15 protein-coding genes are annotated in these 18,647 nt (G+C 53.1%); 10 read left to right on the top strand and 5 right to left on the bottom strand.

Features of this window, described 5'->3' with window-relative positions; translation table 11 throughout:
* The first annotated feature begins 1 nt into the window (after position 1).
* From ACQ66Q_RS02555 to ACQ66Q_RS02535, 5 genes are read left to right on the top strand one after another with little or no spacing between them, the layout of a single operon-like run.
* Entirely contained in the window at positions 2 to 1,003 is a 1,002-nt protein-coding gene (locus ACQ66Q_RS02555) for a polysaccharide deacetylase family protein (RefSeq protein ID WP_430458529.1), read from the top strand.
* Positions 993 to 2,243: a hypothetical protein gene (locus tag ACQ66Q_RS02550; RefSeq protein WP_430455348.1), complete on the top strand. Its 1,251-nt coding sequence runs from the start codon at positions 993 to 995 to the stop codon at positions 2,241 to 2,243. Before ACQ66Q_RS02555 ends, ACQ66Q_RS02550 begins: the two co-directional genes overlap by 11 nt.
* The gene (locus ACQ66Q_RS02545; protein WP_430455347.1) at positions 2,222 to 3,235 is read left to right on the top strand and encodes a polysaccharide deacetylase family protein; all 1,014 of its coding nucleotides are present in this window, start codon (positions 2,222 to 2,224) and stop codon (positions 3,233 to 3,235) included. The genes ACQ66Q_RS02550 and ACQ66Q_RS02545 overlap by 22 nt, the downstream gene beginning before the upstream one ends.
* Entirely contained in the window at positions 3,235 to 4,452 is a 1,218-nt protein-coding gene (locus tag ACQ66Q_RS02540; protein ID WP_430455346.1) for a glycosyltransferase, read from the top strand. The genes ACQ66Q_RS02545 and ACQ66Q_RS02540 overlap by 1 nt, the downstream gene beginning before the upstream one ends.
* Before the next feature lies 1 nt (position 4,453).
* Complete coding sequence (locus ACQ66Q_RS02535; protein WP_430455345.1) at positions 4,454 to 5,953, top strand: lipopolysaccharide biosynthesis protein; 1,500 nt, start codon at positions 4,454 to 4,456, stop codon at positions 5,951 to 5,953.
* Positions 5,954 to 5,991: 38 nt separating this feature from the next.
* Here the strand turns inward: ACQ66Q_RS02535 and ACQ66Q_RS02530 are convergent, their stop codons facing one another.
* Together ACQ66Q_RS02530 and ACQ66Q_RS02525 are read right to left on the bottom strand one after the other, a co-directional pair.
* Positions 5,992 to 7,077: a hypothetical protein gene (locus ACQ66Q_RS02530; RefSeq protein WP_430455344.1), complete on the bottom strand. Its 1,086-nt coding sequence runs from the start codon at positions 7,075 to 7,077 to the stop codon at positions 5,992 to 5,994.
* A 23-nt stretch (positions 7,078 to 7,100) separates the two neighbouring features.
* A complete protein-coding gene (locus ACQ66Q_RS02525; RefSeq protein ID WP_430455343.1) occupies positions 7,101 to 8,114 on the bottom strand; it encodes a GNAT family N-acetyltransferase in 1,014 nt (337 codons plus the stop codon).
* 166 nt (positions 8,115 to 8,280) lie between these two features.
* Between ACQ66Q_RS02525 and ACQ66Q_RS02520 the strand changes: the two genes are divergently transcribed.
* Positions 8,281 to 9,204, top strand: coding sequence for an AAC(3) family N-acetyltransferase (locus ACQ66Q_RS02520; RefSeq protein ID WP_430455342.1), 924 nt, complete (start codon positions 8,281 to 8,283; stop codon positions 9,202 to 9,204).
* Positions 9,205 to 9,294: 90 nt separating this feature from the next.
* On the opposite strand, the gene phbB is transcribed toward ACQ66Q_RS02520, so the two are convergent.
* The gene (gene phbB, locus ACQ66Q_RS02515) at positions 9,295 to 10,020 is read right to left on the bottom strand and encodes an acetoacetyl-CoA reductase (RefSeq protein WP_430455341.1); all 726 of its coding nucleotides are present in this window, start codon (positions 10,018 to 10,020) and stop codon (positions 9,295 to 9,297) included.
* 112 nt (positions 10,021 to 10,132) lie between these two features.
* Positions 10,133 to 13,096 (bottom strand): InlB B-repeat-containing protein, encoded by a 2,964-nt coding sequence (locus ACQ66Q_RS02510; protein ID WP_430455340.1) that lies wholly within the window; start codon positions 13,094 to 13,096, stop codon positions 10,133 to 10,135.
* A 221-nt stretch (positions 13,097 to 13,317) separates the two neighbouring features.
* Between ACQ66Q_RS02510 and ACQ66Q_RS02505 the strand changes: the two genes are divergently transcribed.
* The 4 genes from ACQ66Q_RS02505 to ACQ66Q_RS02490 are packed head-to-tail and all read left to right on the top strand — an operon-like array spanning position 13,318 to position 17,214.
* On the top strand, positions 13,318 to 14,394 hold the full coding sequence (locus tag ACQ66Q_RS02505; RefSeq protein ID WP_430455339.1) for a sugar-transfer associated ATP-grasp domain-containing protein: 1,077 nt from the start codon (positions 13,318 to 13,320) through the stop codon (positions 14,392 to 14,394).
* A gap of 1 nt (position 14,395) precedes the next feature.
* Positions 14,396 to 15,463, top strand: a complete 1,068-nt coding sequence (locus tag ACQ66Q_RS02500; RefSeq protein ID WP_430455338.1) for a GNAT family N-acetyltransferase — start codon at positions 14,396 to 14,398, stop codon at positions 15,461 to 15,463.
* A 15-nt stretch (positions 15,464 to 15,478) separates the two neighbouring features.
* Positions 15,479 to 16,288 (top strand): serine aminopeptidase domain-containing protein, encoded by an 810-nt coding sequence (locus tag ACQ66Q_RS02495; protein ID WP_430455337.1) that lies wholly within the window; start codon positions 15,479 to 15,481, stop codon positions 16,286 to 16,288.
* Positions 16,276 to 17,214 (top strand): hydrolase 1, exosortase A system-associated, encoded by a 939-nt coding sequence (locus ACQ66Q_RS02490; RefSeq protein ID WP_430455336.1) that lies wholly within the window; start codon positions 16,276 to 16,278, stop codon positions 17,212 to 17,214. Before ACQ66Q_RS02495 ends, ACQ66Q_RS02490 begins: the two co-directional genes overlap by 13 nt.
* Here ACQ66Q_RS02490 and ACQ66Q_RS02485 read toward each other — a convergent pair.
* Entirely contained in the window at positions 17,204 to 18,640 is a 1,437-nt protein-coding gene (locus tag ACQ66Q_RS02485) for a NosD domain-containing protein (RefSeq protein WP_430455335.1), read from the bottom strand. The two genes, ACQ66Q_RS02490 and ACQ66Q_RS02485, sit on opposite strands and share 11 nt — an antisense overlap.
* Positions 18,641 to 18,647: the final 7 nt, after the last annotated feature.

Here is an 18,647-nt window from a genome sequence, read left to right as displayed (position 1 = left end):
GATGTTAAATCTCAATAGAGCGCAGCAAGCATGCAATAAACCCGCTGACAGCGGTTGCAGCTTCGCAGTGCTGAATTATCACCGGGTCATGCCGATCCATACCTTCTGGAATGAACAGGTACTGGATGTCGGTGTGTTTGAACAACAATTGCTGCAGTTAAAACGTTTTTTCCGCGTATTGTCGCTGGAACAGGCGTTACAACTGGCATCACAAGGCAAAGTGCCAGCCAATGCTGTCGTCATTACTATCGATGATGGATTTGCCGATTGTTATGACCACATCTTTCCGTTGCTGCAGCGCTATCAGTTACCGGCCACGTTTTTTATCAGCACACAAGGTCTACAACAGGGTTACTTGTGGGAGAACCAAATTGCCAACGCTATTTTGCAGGCCCCCGCTGAAATCAGCACACTTCAGCTGCAGAACCTGACGTTTGCGACCGCCGATAAAACTGAGCGCCATCGCAGTATTGTTGCCATTACTGATCTGATTAAATATCACCCGATGGCACAACGAAACCAACTGATCGCCGATCTCATTGCTCAAACCGGTGTTCCACAAATGCACCACGAATTTGTCACCGCAGAGCAACTCAAGCAAATGGCAGCTGCGGGTATGACAATTGGGGCGCATACCGTGCATCACCCAATCCTGGCGCTCGAATCGGCAGAGACTGCGCGCGCGGAAATTACCCAGAGTAAAGCGATCCTGGAGCAGATATTGGCGCAGCCGGTGCACTATTTTGCGTACCCGAATGGTAAATTTGCCATCGATTTTTCTGACGAGCATGTTGCTCAGGTGCGGGACAGTGGTTTTGCTGCGGCGTTTTGCACGGATTGGGGTCAGGCCCGGCCGACACAGGAGTGTCGTTTCCGGCTGCGGCGTTTTACCCCCTGGGATCGCAATCCATGGTTTTTCAGTTTACGCCTGGCATTACATATAGTGGCTGAGCGCTACAGCATCAGATTTTTAAAGGAATGGGTAGGTACACATGGCAACTAATGCAGACAACAGACAACAGGTCAGCGCTGCAGAGCGGCAGACCTGTGCGATTTTAGTGCCGCAGGCAGATTCATTAGGCGCCGTCGCAGTAGTTCGGTCACTAGGACAACACGGTTATCAGGTGCATGCCGCATCTGCCAAACCCGGTGCATTGGGCTGCTTGTCGGCCTTTGCCAGCTTTCATTATCAATGTCCGGCTTATGAAGATCCGGCCTACCTCAGCTGGCTACGGGCACTGATCAACAGTGCAGATATCCGCGCCATTATTCCCAGTGAAGGATTTCTGCTGGCGGTGCGCGATTGTTTTGCCGAGTTCAGCCCACTGATGGCCATTCCGCAGGATGCAGAGCTGGTGTACGGTTGTTTATCAAAAGTGTTTGTCTTTAATCAGTTTTTACAATCATCTGATGCACAGTTGCATGCGCATATCTCCCGAACTGCCGTACTCGATAATAATACTGACTTTGACGCTGTTGATTTTACCGGTTGGCGTCTGCCTTACTTTGTTAAAGGCGACGGTTATTACGCCCGCAGCGGTGATCAGGCGCTGGTGCGTAAAGTCGGCCAGGCGCAGGACGCTCGCCAGGCGGTCAATGACGCATTTGCTCATTACCACAAAGTATTGCTGCAAGATTGCAGTCAGGGCGTCAAAGCCACTGTCAATCTGCTGATGCAGGATGGCCAAATCCTCGCGGAATCCATGGCAGTGGCCAGCCACGAAAATCCGCACACCGGCGGCCTGACGTCATTACGGGAAAGCTGGTGGTTTGAGCCTATGTATCAGGATGCGGTGCATCGCTTAAAAGCACTGCAATGGAACGGTCCGGCGATGGTCGAATACAAATGGCATCAGCAAAGTCAGACCTTTGATTTTATTGAACTGAACTCACGTTACTGGGCGGCGTTGAATCTGGATATTCATGCCGGTATTCATTTTCCGGCGGTCCAAATGGATTATTTCCTGTTTGGCGTCAAACCTGCGCAGCCGCTGCGGTTAACAACAAAGATCCGGGTTCGCCACGCGTTCCCGGCAGACTTTGGTTATTTACTGTCCAAACTAAAAGACCCGCAAGTGGCTGCGTACCGCAAGCTCAAAAGCCTGCTGGGCTTTTTCCTGTATTTTCTGCACCCGGCGATCAAATCAGATTTAAATTATCCGGGTGACCGACGACTGGCGTTGCTGAACACCAAGTCTTTTCTGATGGAACTGGCACAATCATGTCTAAAAAAATTAAGCTGATATTCTTATGGCTGGCACGGACTTTAGGTGTTTTTGCCCTTTGCCATTACCTATATCGTTTTCACGTACGGGTGTTGTGTTATCACGGTTTTGCCTATCTGGATGAACACCAGTTTCGGCCAAAACTGTTTATGCGACCGGACACTTTTGCCGCGCGGCTGAATTATCTGGCGCGCAGCCAGTACCGGATCGTGTCGCTGTCTGAGGCACTGACCAATCCGCAGCGTGAGCGCCAACTGGTACTGACGATGGACGATGGCTGGTCTGGCACTGCGGAGTTGGTTGGACAGACGTTGCAACAACACCAGTTCCCGCTGATGTTGTATGTCACCAGCTATTATGCCGACAAGCAGATCCCGGTCCTGAATGTCGCAGTGTCGTATTTATTATGGAAAACCCGGCAGAATAGTCTGAGTCTCGCGCTACCGGAGCAACCGGTACTTAACGCGGAATTGCCGGCTGCCCGGCCTGCTGAATTAGTCCGGCAAATCTGTCAGCAACTTGATGCATTGCCCGATGTTGCACAACGCAGCGCCGCTTTATATCAACTGGCCGAACAGCTCGGTGTCAGCCTGGTGCATGATGGCAAAGCGTTGTTCCGACTGCTGAACAACGATGAACTGACGACGTTACAGCGCGCCAACGTTGAACTGCAATTACACACCCATCGCCACTGCAGTCCACTCGACAGCACGGCTTTTGCCGATGAAATCAGCCAGAACCGCAGCTGGTTAGCACAATTCACGCCGCCACAGCAGCTGGTGCATTTCTGTTATCCCAGTGGTGAGTATCAGGCCGAACATTTACCACTGTTGCAAAAAAATGGCCTGCAAACCGCTACCACAACCCACATTGGCTTACATCAGCCGGGCTCAGATCCGCTGCAAATCCGCCGCGTGCTGGATGGCGAAGATGTGCATTGGTTAGAACTGGAAGCGGAGTTGTCCGGTTTTAGTGCTTTATTACGACGTTTGCTCGGAGTCAGTGCCTGATGGCTGCCAATTCTGTCCTGCTGATTGCTTTTGAAATGCCGCCGGCCCGCAGTGCCGGTGTTCAGCGACCCTATCGCTTTGCTGAGTATCTGCTGGAACTGGGCTGGGATCCGTATATTCTGACCGCAACATCAGATGTATATCAGCGCTTTGACCATGATTTGCAGGTGCCGGCCGCGCTGGCTGACCGCATTTACCGGGCAAAGGCCAGCGATATCAGTAAAAAAATTGCCATTGCCGGGCGCTCGCCCGACATCCTCGCGGTACCGGATCGGTTCTGGCCCTGGTATTTTCCGGCCGTCCAGCTTGGCAATCGCCTGATCCGAGAAAAAAATATCCAACTGTTGTGGTCCACTTATCCGGTGATGACCTCGCATCTGATTGGCCGCAAACTCAGCCTGCAGCATCAGCTGCCTTGGGTCGCGGATTTTCGCGATCCGCTGCAATGTCATTACAATCCGGCCTATCAGCACTTTAATGCCATCCAGCGCTATCTGGAACGTAAAGTCATGCTGCAGGCCAGTAAAGTGGTGACGACCTGCGAAGCTGCGGCGCAATTATATCGCCGGATTTACCCACAGCTTTCGGCAGATAAATTCAACGTGATTGAAAACGGCTATGTACCAACGCAATTGCCAGAGTCCACCAGGCCAGATAAGTTTACGCTGCTGTACAGTGGCGCATTATATGGCAATGGCCGTGATGTCAGTCCGCTGTTTCAGGCGATCAGCGATCTGAAGCAACAAAGCGTGATTGGTGGCCATAACTTTGTACTGAAGTTTCGTGGCAGTGCCAAGGCAGAGAAGTTTGCCAGCGAACTGCAACGTTTTGGCATCAGCGAGCTGGTGGAATTTTTACCGGCAGTCCCTTTCGCTGACGCGCAGGCGGAAATGATGAGCTCATCAGCCAACCTGTTGATCCAGGACGAAATCTTTAACTATCAAGTGCCGGGTAAATTATACGACTACGTGCAGTCGGCAAAACCACTGCTGGCGATTTGCCCGCCGGACAGCGCCACTGCGGACGTCTGCCGCCGCGTACCGGATTGTCTGCGGGTTTGGCAAAGCACTGAAATCAAAAGCGCTTTGCAACAATTAATCAGCCGGCCGCCAGCAGACACAACAGCAGTACCTGATAGCTTCAGCCGGTTTCAGGGGGCGGTGCAACTCGCTGCATTACTGACGCAACTGTCATCTCAAACAGCACAACGGAACTGACGTGGACCAGCTAAAAAATAAAACACTGAAAGGCCTGATGTACCTTGGCATGGGCAAAGGTGCGGCAAAGCTGATTTCCTTTGTCAATACGCTGATCCTGGCCCGTTTACTGACCCCGGAAGATTACGGTCTGATGGCTATCGTCATGGTGATCGTCGGCTTTATTGGCTTTTTTAACGAAATTGGCCTAGGGGCTGCGATTAAACACCGCGCCGAGATCAGCGCGCAGGAACTCAATGGTGCTTTTTGTCTGGCAGTATTGATTAGCTCTGCCTTATATGGTGCACTCTATCTGGCCAGTCCCTGGCTTGCTGATTATTTTGGTTATGCTGAACTGGCCGGTATGCTGGCGGTGGTCAGTCTGACCTTCATCATCGGTGCATTGTCGACAGTGCCGGATGCATTGCTGGCACGCGAAATGCGATTTAAAGTCTATGCCGGTATTGAGTTTGCGATGATCCTGCTGCAATGCGTGGTGACGCTGGTGCTGGCCTGGCTTGGATTTAAAGCCTGGTCTCTGGTCTGGGGCTTTATAGCAGCGCAGAGCTTTCGTTCCATTTGTCTGTTTCTCAGCAGTAGCTGGTTACCGAGCCGGATCGGTGACATGCGTGCAGCCATGGGTTTGATGAAATTTGGCGCCGCGGTGACCTATTCCCGCATTACCTGGTATCTGTACAACAGCGCCAAAACACCGATCATTACCAAAGTGCTGGGAGCCAGCGCGATGGGTGTTTATTCGATGGCATCCACCCTGGCAACTTTGCCGACACAATACATCACCAGCCTGGTGATCCAGACATCTGTGCCTTTATTCGCCCGCATGCAAAAAGAGCCGGAACGCTTAGACAATGCCCTGCGCCGGTTAACGTCAGGCATCGCCTTGCTGTCCTTTCCGATTTTTCTCGGCATGGGCCTGTCGGCGGCAGAATTGGTGCCGGTCGTGCTTGGCGACAACTGGCTCGAAGTGGTGCCGATTTTACAGGTACTTTGTGTGATAGGTTTAGTGAAGTCAGTCGACCCGTTGATCACGCAGGCATTTTTCTCGATTGGCAAACCGAGTATTACCGCCAGCTACACCACTCTATGCGCGGTCACTATCCCACTGAGTGTTTACATTGGTGTGGTCAATGGCGGTCTGATGGGTGCTGCCTACGCGCTGCTGATCTCATATCCGCTGTCATCGGTGTATTTGTTTGTACAAGCACGCCGCCATCTGCATTTCTCGTTACGTCGCTACTTTAAAGCGCTGCAAACACCGCTGGAAGCGGCGTTGTTTATGTGTGCGGCGGTCTGGCTGACGGCATGGTTTTGTTACCAGCAGTTGCAACTGACAGCGGTCGCAGTGTTACTGGTCAAAGTCGTCACCGGCGTGTTGAGTTATGGTGTTTACCTGATTTATGTACGCAAGGACGGACTGCGCGATTGCCACGAAGTGTTGCTGGAACTGGGGATTAAAGCGGAAAAACTCAAACGGTGGCCATTCAGCCGGCTCGCTGATTAAACGAGCCGCTGTCGCGAAACGGGCGTCGCCTGTTGTCGTCAAAGTGGCGGCAGGCGGAAGATACCGAACTGGCCACTGTGGCAATTCACTGGCGAAAACAGCAACTGCCCCGCCGGGCTGGTGCCTTGCGCAATATACAACATGCCATATTTGCTGACGCCCGGCATTGCTCTGTACTGATAATCCTGTGCATAGATTTGCTGCCATTCACCTGCCGGGCTGCGATACCATAATGCGCTCTGCTCGGGCGTGTCCTGCAGGCGACCCGGTTCATAGGTCGTGGTCAGCACAGCGCCGCCATTATCCAGTGAACTGACTGCATAGGCCGGATTGCCGATGGTACAGCATTGTGTCCTGCTGGCCGTGGCAAAATCCCAGCGCCAGATATAGTTGACTGCATCCGCCGGCGCATCTTTGCCGGCATCCATACCCCATTCCATGCCGGTTTCATCAAACAATAATCCGGTGGCCCGCCAGGTCTGATCGCCGCCGGCAAATTTGTGGACGCTGGCAAAGCCGTCATCGGTGTAATAAAACGCAGATTCTGCGTCATTATCACCAGTAGTGATCCACAGACGTTGACGAAATGGGTCATACACGATGGCGTGGATATGCTTGATTTGCTGACGGTTGAACTGCCAGCAGACCCGGGCGGTGTTGTGCACAGGGTCAATGCATATAACCCGCACATCACGGCTGTGGTTATTCAGATATTCGCCGAAATACACCAGTCCCGTACTCGGCTCTACGGTCATGCCATTACGCAGCGGCGGCGCAAAACGCCCCAGCTCACTAACCAAAGGCATTGCAGATATGGCCTTCTCAGCCGGCTTGCACAGATAGATCCGGTCATAGACTATAACAATAGTGCCATCCGGCGTCTGCGTCAGATGACTAAGTCCAGGTGCAGGCCGCAAGCGCCGGTACAGGCTACTGCGCGCTATTTTATCTTTCAGCAAGCCAATGAAGCCGGCCTTCGCCGGTGGTAACTGACAGATTTTACGCCAGCGACTGCTGTTATAGTCAAACTGAAACACCGTATGATCACGTGAGCACAAGCAATAATTCGCTGTACTGAAGTGCACCACCATGTCGGATAGAAGTAACTGAGCCTGCAGCGCCATAGTCATTCCTTTGTGAAATGCTGTTACAGATGAATGCGTTTACGCAAAACCGGGCCCAGCTGGTTGACCAACGGCAATGGTAAACGCTGCCAGATTTGGATCACCAACTGCTTCAGCCGGCTATCGGCGATAGTACCCGCGTCAGCTTCGCTGCTGTACCAATGCAGAGGTTCTGGTTCAGCGCCCCACTGTGCCTTGAAGTTATATGTGCCTTCGCCTGGTGTGGAGCGACCAAAGTCAAATTGTTGATAGCCATTGCTAATGGCATATTGCAGCATCTGCCAATACAGCAGCATATTGGGCGCGTGTTTCTGAAAGCGTCGGTCTGAAGAGGCCCATGGATTAACCAGCATACCGCCATAACCAAGGACAAAACCACAAGCAACCGGCTGATGCTCCGGGCTGTACACCACAAACATCTGGCTGCGTAAATCCGGTTGTTGCAACAGTGCGACAAACAACGCTTTGCTGTGTACCGGCGAGCCCAGCTCACGCATGTTATAGGTAAAGACCTGCCAGAAATCGGCCAGCAGTTCGATACCACCTTGTTTGCAGTAGAATTGCTCTTTTTCAGGTTTACGGATCTGCGATCTGAGTTTGGCTTTAAACGCTTGCATCTGCGCTTCGGCATCACTTTGTAAAGCCAATACCATCCGTACTTTTTGTTGCTGCAAATGCAGTCCGTCTGGCTGCGGCGACAACTGTTGCATCTGGCGCAGGATCAGCGGCTGCCCATTCAGATGTTGTCTCAGCGCATCCAACAGCTGCGCTGCAGCAGCTGCATCAACAGCCGCAATACCACCACAGTCGCAAAATGGCAGCGATACCCAGCTCTGACCGAAGCGAAACAGCGTGACCACAGCACTGTAGCGGCTGGCATTGGTCTGATGCAGGGCAAAGCGCTGGGGCTGATAACCATAAGCCGCAGCAATCGCTTCACTAAAACCCCATTGCTGATAAACGCTGACCTGACTGAGTTCAGGTAACGAGGCCTGCCAAAGTTCGGCCGAGATCGACGCAGACTGCAAAAATTCCATTTGTCATTGTTTCTTAAGCTGAAGTCGGTGTAGTTTAACCTTGTATTCGCAGAGTTCAAACAGAATAGCTGCGGATAAAGATGTGCTGGTGGGCGCCATGATGGCCCGACCGCACTATTCTGACCGATGTATATGACTTATTGATGAGCAGGGATCTACCACCATTATGCTGAGTTATCTGAAAAAACAGCTGAAACAGTTGCTGAAGCACTACCAACGTGAACAATCGGCGAAAGAGCTGAAGAGCCAGGCCCCACATGTCAGTCAACAGCAACTGACCCAACAACTGCGGGCACTTGGCGTCCAACCGGGTGATTCGATTTTTCTGCACTCATCATTAAAAAGCTTGGGTTATGTCGAGGGCGGTCCGGCGGCGGTGATTGCAGCCTTGCAAACTGCGGTAGGTCCCGACGGTAATATCCTGTTGCCGACTTATTATTTGCCTGGTGGCACTATCGACAACACCTGCAAGCTGACGGACTATTGTTTTGACCTGAGGATCCACGGCACCCATATGGGCCGTTTACCCGAAGCATTTCTGGCAACAAGCGGCGTGCAGCGCAGTCTGCACCCAACGCATTCGGTCTCGGTCTGGGGTAAAGATGCCCGCTTTCTGACGGAAGCACATCATAAAGCTCCATCGGTGTTTGGCGAAGGCTCACCCTGGCAACGCTTTGCCACGCTGCCACAGGCTAAAGTTCTGGGCTTGGGGATCAGTATGGGGCCGGTTACATTTTATCATCTGTTGGAAGATACAATGGGCGAGCAATTTCCGTTGCCGGTCTGGCAACCTGAATGTCTGCTGCGCTGCATCGATGATCAGGATAAAGTCTGGCAAGTACCGGTACGGCCCTACGACAAGACGTTGGCTACGATGCGGATTGACCACCCTTCCCGCGGCGATTTGCAGCAATATATGAAAGACGAACTGATAGCCTGTGGTTTGTTACAACAAGGTCAGGTCGGCGCCGCATCGTGCTGGCTGATTGGTGCGCAGGATTTTTACCGACAACTGGAAAAACTGGCTGCTGATGGCATCACCATATACGCCACACCGGAGCAACTGCAACAAAGGCCGATCGGACGTTAATTCGACTGGCTTTTCGCTATGTGATGTTGTTGTGCCGGGCAATCGAAACACACGGCACAACAACAGCACTGGCTGTCAGATCAGATCGCGTTAAGCCAGATACTGGCCGCCGTTAACCGACAGCGTAGAGCCTGTGATATAGCCGGCATCTGCTGATGCCAGAAATGCCACACAGCGGGCGATCTCTTCGGGCTGGGCCAGCCGACCCGCCGGAATATTTGGCAGAATTTTCGCACTGACGACGTCCGGTGACATCGCTTTCACCATATCGGTTTCAACATAACCCGGACACACTGCATTGACCGTAATGCCTTTACTGGCATTTTCCAGCGCCAGCGCTTTGGTAAAACCAATATCACCGGCTTTGGCGGCGCTGTAGTTGGTCTGCCCCAACTGACCTTTCTGACCGTTGATTGACGAAATATTGATAATGCGGCCAAAACCGCGTTCACGCATGCCTTCAATCACCGGCCGACACATATTAAACAGTGAGTTCAGATTGGTATTAATCACCGCGTGCCACTGTTCAGGCGTCATTTTATGAAACATGGTGTCGCGGGTAATGCCGGCGTTATTCACCACCACAGCGACAGGCCCGAGATCTGCCGTTACTTGTGCCAGGCCATTGCTGCAGGCCGTAAAATCACTGACATCCCATTTATAGACATGGATGCCGGTTTCATTGCTGAATTGCTCTGCAGCAGCATCATTACTGGCGTAGACAGCTGCCACGGTATATCCCTGTTGTTGCAGCGCAATTGACACTGCCTTTCCAATACCCCGGGTTCCACCCGTTACCACTGCAACATTTTTCATCGATCCCTTCCCCATCGTTCTCAGTAATGCTGATACTGTCCATCTAGAAACATCAGCCGATTGAATTAGTTACTATTAACCCACTGCGCACTTCGCCTGTCAACCAGTCTGGTTAACGTGGTTTCAGTGCCCATTTCGGTGATCTGTCGAGTTCAACCAGATTGCCCCAGCGCTCGGAATAAAACTTATATACATCGGTGCCGCCCGGCAAATCGGTCAGATAGGCTGAGGTTGCAAGCACAATGGCGTTGTAACCAAACTCAGCATCGATAGTGGCCCCAGTCGCATAGCGGGCGATCTCTTCCGCGCGATAAGTCGCCAGATAGGCATCCTGAACCTGCAACCAGTTGCTAAACCAAAGCCCATCCGGTTGGCGGATCGATGGCTGGCGATACGCCGACAATAGTTCCAGTGGAAATCCTTGTGTCGTCGCAGGCCCCGTCAGCATGCGACCAACAAAACCTTTCATCGGTCCTGCCGGATAACCCAGCTCTTCTGCCCGGCCGAGCGCCAGAATGACCAGATGCGCCATCCACGGTGAAGCACCGCCGGCTGCCTTGCTATAGTCATAATAGCCGTCACTGAATGTTGTCGCTTTCTGGTCGCTGTGTCCCCACTGTCCAAGTGGTGACGGCGCCCCCGCTGCATAAGGGAATTCTTTCGGGCCAATTTTACTGCGGGCAAAAGTGCGCAGTTCCGGATACTTAGCGGCAGGGTTCGCCACATCGTACAAGCCTTCCCAGATCTCCAGCGCTTTGACTGTCAACAATTCCAGATATGCCCGTTCCGGCGAATTGTCGGGGGATATCGAGGCCGCATGCACCCGGCTGCGTAAGGCCCAGCCTTGCGCGCGCGCTTCACCGGAATACAATGCCCCTTCACTGCCAGTCGGACCACGACCAAGCGTAGAGCCAGCAGCACCGGCATTGTTGTTCATCGTGGTATAAGCCGCGGAAAACCAGCTTTGCTCGAGGAAATAATAATCACCGCTGAGTAAATATTGCGCCGATGCCAAATCTGGATGGTGTGCGACATCCGGCACCCAGCTGTTTGATGCCAGCGGGGATACCGCTTGAATGCGATCACCGGCAGCCGATTCAGGCCAGGTCAACCGATCAGATCTGAACCATAGCGTCGGCCGGCCCCCTTGGTTAATCGACAGCATCCGGCCAAGCCCTGATACCTGACGCGCTTCATCAAAGGTGCGCCCGCTGCCCCCTTCGCGCAAATGAATGGGCCAGGCACCGCTCAGCTCTGCCTGACGCAGTGCGATTTCTGCCATCCGCCAGTCGCCGGTGTACAGCCAGCGCACTGTCCAGCTTGGATACAAGCCCAAATCCTGGCGGCCGCCTGCTGCCGGCATCGCTTTCTGCCAGAAGCCAATGCTATACAAATCCTTCGCCGCTTTTTGCCAGTTACTGAACTGCGTCGCCATCGTGGTTTCCGGCACTTTGCGTTTTAAGTCAAAATTCGGCAACAAACGGGTCTTACTCAAATAACCTAGCTGGTGATTCAGCGACACGACCGGTACTTGCTGGCCGAGCCAGAACTGGCGCGTCCAGCGCGTCATCGCCAGATGTGGTAACTCAGCTTGCTGATACAGCACTTGCGGTGCTTTGGCGCCACCAAGCAGCGTCAGATCATAGCGCTGATCCTGCAGCGCCTGCGTATTGCTGACTTCACCGACAAAACGCACCTGCACTTTATTCAGCGTTGGCCAAAACGTGGCGTAAAACAACGGCCTGACCGATCTGTGCGTGTCCGCACCAAAATCACCGCTGCGCTCTTCGCTATGATCGGCAATCAACACGGTAGTCGCAATTGGTCCCTGTACCCAGTAACTGAATTTTCCTTTGCTAAGCAACTCCCGTGCGGATCGTTGTTGGGTCTGACTATCAGCAAAGACGGCTTTGATTTGGGCATCAAAATCAAATGACTCAGCCAACATTTGCGTCTGGCTCAGGCCCTTTTGATTCGTGCTTTCCGGCTGATTTACCAATTGCAGTCTGAGGGTGGAATTTGCTGCGATCTCAGGCACCAGCACCGAAATGATGGCATGGCGTACACTGCCATCAGGATGGCGTTGCTTGATGTCGGCCTGAGTTGGCAACAGTTGCTCGGCCAGTTTTAATTGTGGTGCCTGGGTGATTTCCCCAGCGACAAAAGGCCGGGCAAACTGCAGCGGGTAATTGATTAACTTTTGGTCGGTCGGATTCGTCAGCGTGATGAAATTGCCATCTGCCGGCGGTTCGTCGGCGACAAAACCTGCAGTCACAGTGCGCTTAGTATCCATCGTCACAGTGCAGGGAGTGGTCGTGACACAAGGTTCACTAAAACCACTGAAACGCTGACCTGCATCCGCAGAAGCATTCAGTTCAACCTGAGAGCCGGCATTTACTTTATAGGTACAGTCGGTGCGACACGGCGTACTGAGCGCCGGACTGCTGACCTCGCCGGGACCACTGACCAGAATTCTCAGCTCAACCTGCTGCGTGGCAAATTTTGCCACAACATTCGTCTCTTCCCTCGCGACAAATTCACAACGTGGTAATGTTGCCGTCGTGCTACAGATATTCTGCCAGCCAGTAAAATCGCTGTAGGTGCTGGCTTTAGCCTGCAGCACCACAGTAGTGCCGTACGGGGCGGTAATGCTGCAGGCGTTCGTGCAACTGCCGGCCAGAGTGCCGGCGGTATAATCGATGCTACCGCCAGACTGTGACGTCAGACGCAACGACACGTGCCGCGGCACAAAACTGGCGACCACTTTGGCGGTACTCAGTGTCGTCAAATCGAGCCGGCAAGTCCCTGTGCCCGAGCAGTCCTGTTGCCAGCTGTCGAACTGGGTGGCCTCTGCCGCAACCGGTGTCAATTCAATATTGCTGTTACTGACCGTCAGGTTGCAGCTTTGCTGGCACACCTGACCATCGCTGAGTTTGACCTGCCCGGAGCCATTTACCGTTACCTGGACCACTTTACTGGTCACCACCGGCGTGGGCGCAGGCGCTGAACTGTCACCACCACCACTGCCACAACCGATTAACCCGGTGACAAGCAGCAATAACCATAAATTTTTCATCAGAAGCCCCGTTATTGTCAGCAACCGCACAGAATATCCGCCGATCCGTCTCTTTGTGCACTAGTATGCCACAGCGTGGCGTCGGGCGGACAGCACAGCCGCCTGTTCAGACCACAGCTTTACAGGCTTTGGAAAACGCATTAATCTCGTGCGCTGTATCACCTCACGTACTATGGCTGCAAAAGCTGGCATACGTATTAAATCTGCTCTCTGGATCCTTTATGCAAGCATGGAAAGATATTCGACGCTGTTGGCAACAGTTGGACAATCTGCAGATTGTCCAACTGCCAAAATGGCGACAACTCGCGGAAATGACAGCATTGTTTTTGTTGCGGCGCATTGGCCCCGGTTATTATATCCAAGGCAAGTTCTGGCGGCCGGATCTGCCGTTCAGCGACAAATGGCTGCATGTTAACAACACAGAATATAACGCTTTTATTGACCGCTGGAACGCCCGGCCCTATCAGAAGTCGTCGCAACACAAAGTGGTCGAAAAAGCGGTGTTGCAGCTCTTGGCCGTACCAACACCAGAATTTATTGCTTATTTGCATCCACAAGCCGGTGTCAGTGCCGATGGCGCCCCGCTGCGAACATTGGCGCAATTGAAACAACTGTGTGCAGGTCTGGTGGGTCAAAAAATTTGTTTAAAGCTGGTGGAGGGTTTTGGGGGGGCCGGATTCTCTGCGTTTGCCGTGGTACAGCAAGCGGATGACGTGGTGTTTGAACACCCGTTTACCGGTGTACGGGTCAGCATTGACAGCTGGTGGCAACAAGCACAACAAAATCCGGACGGCTACATCATTGAGCGTTATTTACAACAGCATCCGGTTGTCGAAGCGTTGCATCCCAATTCAGTGAACACTCTGCGTATTTGGGTTTATCAACTACCGGGCAAAACTGAAATCGCCGGCGCTTTTTTACGCGTCGGTCAAAAAGGCAGTCTGGTCGATAACACCAGCAGCGGCGGTCTGTATTGCCCGATTGATATTCAGACTGGCAAATTAAAACACGCCTCTTTCTCCCGTGAACCCTGGAGCCAACTGGCGCAGCATCCGGACACCGGGGCTCAGGTCAGCGGTGTGCAATTACCATTTTGGGACGAATGTCAGGCGATTGCCGGCAAAGCGCTGCAAGCATTTCCTCATGTACGGGTCGCTGGTGTTGACGTCGCCATAGCACCCGAAGGCCCGCAAATGATTGAATTGAATGTGCGGCCGGATCAAATTGGTTGTACAAGGATGGATGTACCGTTAAAGCGCATCGATCAAAAACTGAAACAGGCTTATGCCGGACAATGATGTGACGCTGCGGTCAACAGTTGAAGAGTCTGCGCCGCGCCGGATTAAATCGCTGGATGGCCTGTCGCTTCCTGCGGCATTACAGGCTAACCAATCTGCCATGCCTTGGTTTCAGCAGGCCCCCTGGTATCAGCATCTCGCCAGTTTTATGGCGCTGACCGATACACAATGGATGATGTTGCAGCCCGGACAAACGGCAGAAAACTCAGCGCCATGGCAACTGGCGCTGTACTGCAGTGCTAATGGGCAACAGATCAATAGCTTAACTAACTATTACTCTCCGGCGCTGGGGCCGCTTGCCCCTGCTCATCCCGCTGACTGGCAACAGTTTTTTGCGGCGTTGACCCAGACACAACCCGCAGTTCAGCGGCTACAACTACAACCGCTGACGGCAGGGCAACAGCAACAATTACAACAACTGACAGTACCCGGTTGGGGCTTTTATTTCAGTCAATGCAGTGACAATTGGACAGCCCGGGCGGAAAACTACTGGCAACAACGTCCGTCACAACTGCGCAATACCATCCGGCGTAAACGGCAAAAACTCGCAGCAGAAGGCGCCCGGATCGACATCAGTCCACTGGCGACGCCGGAGCTGGTGGCTGCTTATTGGCAAGTTTATCAACACAGCTGGAAACCGGCAGAGCCGAAAACCGACTTTATCGATGCGTTGCTGCACCATGCGTCGCAACAGCAGAGCCTGCGGCTGGGCGTGCTGTGGCTGCAGGGGCGCCCGGTCGCAGCCCAGTGCTGGCTGGTCGCCGCTGGTGTCGCGGCCATCTATAAACTGGCGCAAGACCAGAACTTTGACCACTATTCGCCAGGGACAGTATTAACTGCGGCTCTGCTAGATCATGTGATCGAGGTGGACCAGGTCCAGACGATTGACTTTCTGACCGGCAACGATCAATACAAAGCCCAGTGGATGGATACAAAAACACCGTTATATCAGTTACAGGCCTTTCGGCTTTACCAGCCGGCGGCATTGCTGCAATTTGCGCTGCTCCGGCTGAAGGCCGGCATCCGGCAATTGTGGCAACGTGGTGTCACTCAACGTGGAAACCGCTAGGATGGAAACTCACTGATGCAGCGGCCTGAAATGCCAGAAAAGCCAAATGCCGCAGCGCCACAAGCCACGCTAACCGGCCGTTATATCGATGGCCGCTGGTTACTGACGCAATGGCTGACGCAGTCTGCCCCCGGCCACACCGCACTGCTGATCGTGCCGCCTTTTGCCGAAGAAATGAACTGTTGCCGGCGTTTATTTGCCAAGCTGGCCCGCCAGCTGGCGGGCTTTGGCATCGACAGTTATTTACCTGATTTTGCCGGCACCGGTGACAGTGCTGGGCAGTTCAGTCAGATTTCTTTACAGCAATGGCGAGCAGATCTACTGCAGTTTTTACCTGAGCTGCAACAGTATTCGCAGGTCCAGCTGCTCGGTTGCCGATTTGGCGCGGCACTGCTGCTGGATTGGCTGCCGGCATTACAGGCGCAACTGAACATTAGTCAGATCCTGTTATGGCAACCGCAACTACAAACCGACCGCTTCTGGCAGCAATTGCAGCGCCAACAACTGCTCAGCACAGCTGCCGTGGCAGCATCGGAGCATACCCTTGACGTCGCTGGCTATGCCGTCCCACTGCAGCTGCGCACTGAAATTCAGGCGTTGCAGCCACAGTTACCAGCCAGTTCCACGGCTTTGTTGTGGCTGGAAAGCTCATTAACCGGTGAGATTGGTGCTGCGGCAAAAAAAATACAACAAGCGCATCCTGGCTTGCAGCTGCAAACCATTCAGGCGTCCCCTTACTGGCTAAGCCAGGAGCCGACAGATAGCGGCGATTTATTAGCAATCAGTCTGAAATTTTTAACCGGAGCTGTTGAATGCACCCGCTAAGCGCTGCCTCAGCCGGCGCGGCTGAATTAGTGCCGCTAAACTTTGGCGGCCAGCAAAGTCTCGGTATTTATCAGCCGGCCGCTTCAGAATTTTTGGTGCTGATGGTCAATGGTGGCGCCCAGACCCGCGCAGGCAGCCACCGGATGCAACAACAATTGGCGCTGCACTGGCAACAGGCCGGTTTCGCCAGTTTACGCTTTGATTTTCCGGGATTTGGCGATGCAGATGGCGAGCCGGGCACTTTTGTCGATCACGCCGCTTATCTGACCGAACTCCCCCCCCAACTTGCTCGTTACTTTGGCAAGGTAAGACCCATTGTATTATTTGGTTTATGTGATGGAGCGACAGCTGCCCTGTTGGCGAGCCCATGGTTGCAGCCACAAGCCCTGATCCTGCTGAATCCCTGGTGCCGTACCGCAGAAAACCATGCACGCACTATGTTGAAGTTTTATTATCTGCGCCGTATCGTGTCTGCAGAATTCTGGCGAAAACTGCTCAGCGGTCAATGGCAGGCCAGCAAAAGTATGGCCAGTATCCTGCGCCTGATCCGACCGGCCGCGGCAAAGGGCAATAGTGGCGAGATGCATGCGCCTACCACGCAGCAGCCGGCAGCGGCAGCCACAAACCTCTTAAGCGTCCTTACTACCGACACGGCGATACCGCAGGCATTGCGGCACTGGCAGCAGATTAAAGTACCGGTGCAACTGCTGCTCAGCGGTGCAGATCTGACAGCAGCGGAGTGCCGGCAATTGCTGCAACAACCAGCTTACCGGCAACTGTGGCAACGAGCCGGCGTTATCGATATTCCTGCAGCCAACCACACACTCACCGACGCGAATCACCTAGAACAGCTGATGGCAGCATCCGAGCAGTTTTTACAAAACTGCGCCGCGACAATAGCCAAGCCTTCCGACATCAAGGCTTAGCTTTGATACAGAATTGGTCGCCGGCAAAAGCGCCGAGATAAGGCTGTTGGACCAATCCGCCACAAAAATCAGTGATGGCACCATCTGCCGATTTTTGCGGCGCTGCTGATACCGGATAAGGTTGCTGCCAGCTGAAATTCAGCACATCCGGTGCCACAAATAAATCTTTCAGCCGATCCCGTCCGGTGAAAAAATTCCGCGCCTCCACCCAGTTTGCTTCCAGCTGATGTTGCCCACCGTCACGATTATTAACCCGGCCACTGATCACGTTATTACGCAGTAGCGCTGAACTTTGTGCATAACGCACGTCAACGCCAACCGTGTTATAGACAATATTGTTTTCCAACAAGCTGTCTGTGGCTTTGTTCAGATAGATGCCGGCATCATTCGGGCAATGCATAATGATGTTGTTGCGCATGACCCCGTTACGATGCTCAGTTCCGGCCACGCCATCACGGTTATAAACCAGCCCGGTGCCGCCGCCGCCGAACGACAGACCAATGGCCGTGTGACGGCCGTCTTTTAAATTGGCTTCACACATCACCAAATTGCGCTCAAACACCCCACCACTGGCATTGCCTTTGATAAAAGCGGCATAACTGATTTGATCGCCGGCAGCTTTCTGAATATCGAAAATAAAATTGCCAGCCACCCGCCAGTCGTTAGCAGCAACAATATCTACCGGTGTGGCCGAGCCTTTGGTTTTACGCGCACTGCTGTTATAGATGGTGTTATTTTCCAGCAATCCGCGATCCGGATAATTCCCTTTCAGGCCATTAACCTTTATCGCTGAATTGAAGTCCGCAAAGCTGTTATTGCGGATCACCACATCGCTGGCCTTGCCCGCGATGTGGATCGCATGTTCACAGTGGTCATGCATAGCACAGTTGCCGGCAAAGCTGATATTTTCAAACTGCCAGTGTGGCGCCAGCAACATCAGCCCCTCACCTTTGAGTTCAAACCTGACCTGATGCATCGACCGGCCGGTCAGGCGGATAGGAGCGCCGGCGCTGCCTGCTTGTCGCAATTCAAAAGTCCGGTCAAAGGTATAAGTCCCTGGTTCAACCATGATCTGCTGACCAGGTTTTACTTTAGTTAATGCCTGTTTCAGGCTGTCAATATCCACCACCGTGATCTGATCGGCCGCAGATGCCGGCTGATAGTCCGGGTGTGCGCCTGCTCCATTCCAGTGTGTTGGGTCGACGGTGCGGAAATAATAATTTCTCTGTTCGAAACGGGCGAAAAAATCAAACATTGGCGCGACAAACGCGACACTCGGAAAATTGACGCGTAAATCGGCCGCGACTTTCTGGCTATACAGTGGCAACGGCAAACCATACCAATAAATACTGCGTGCCCAAATCAACAAAATGGCCAGAAAAACAATATTGGCGAGCACACCGCTCCAAAAAAAATACTTACGCATCACGCAA

Origin of the sequence: Rheinheimera sp. (genome assembly GCF_965283995.1) — a bacterium.
Taxonomy (GTDB): Bacteria; Pseudomonadota; Gammaproteobacteria; order Enterobacterales; family Alteromonadaceae; genus Pararheinheimera.
Note: the sequence above shows the minus strand (reverse complement) of the source record. Positions and strands in the feature narration are given on the sequence as shown.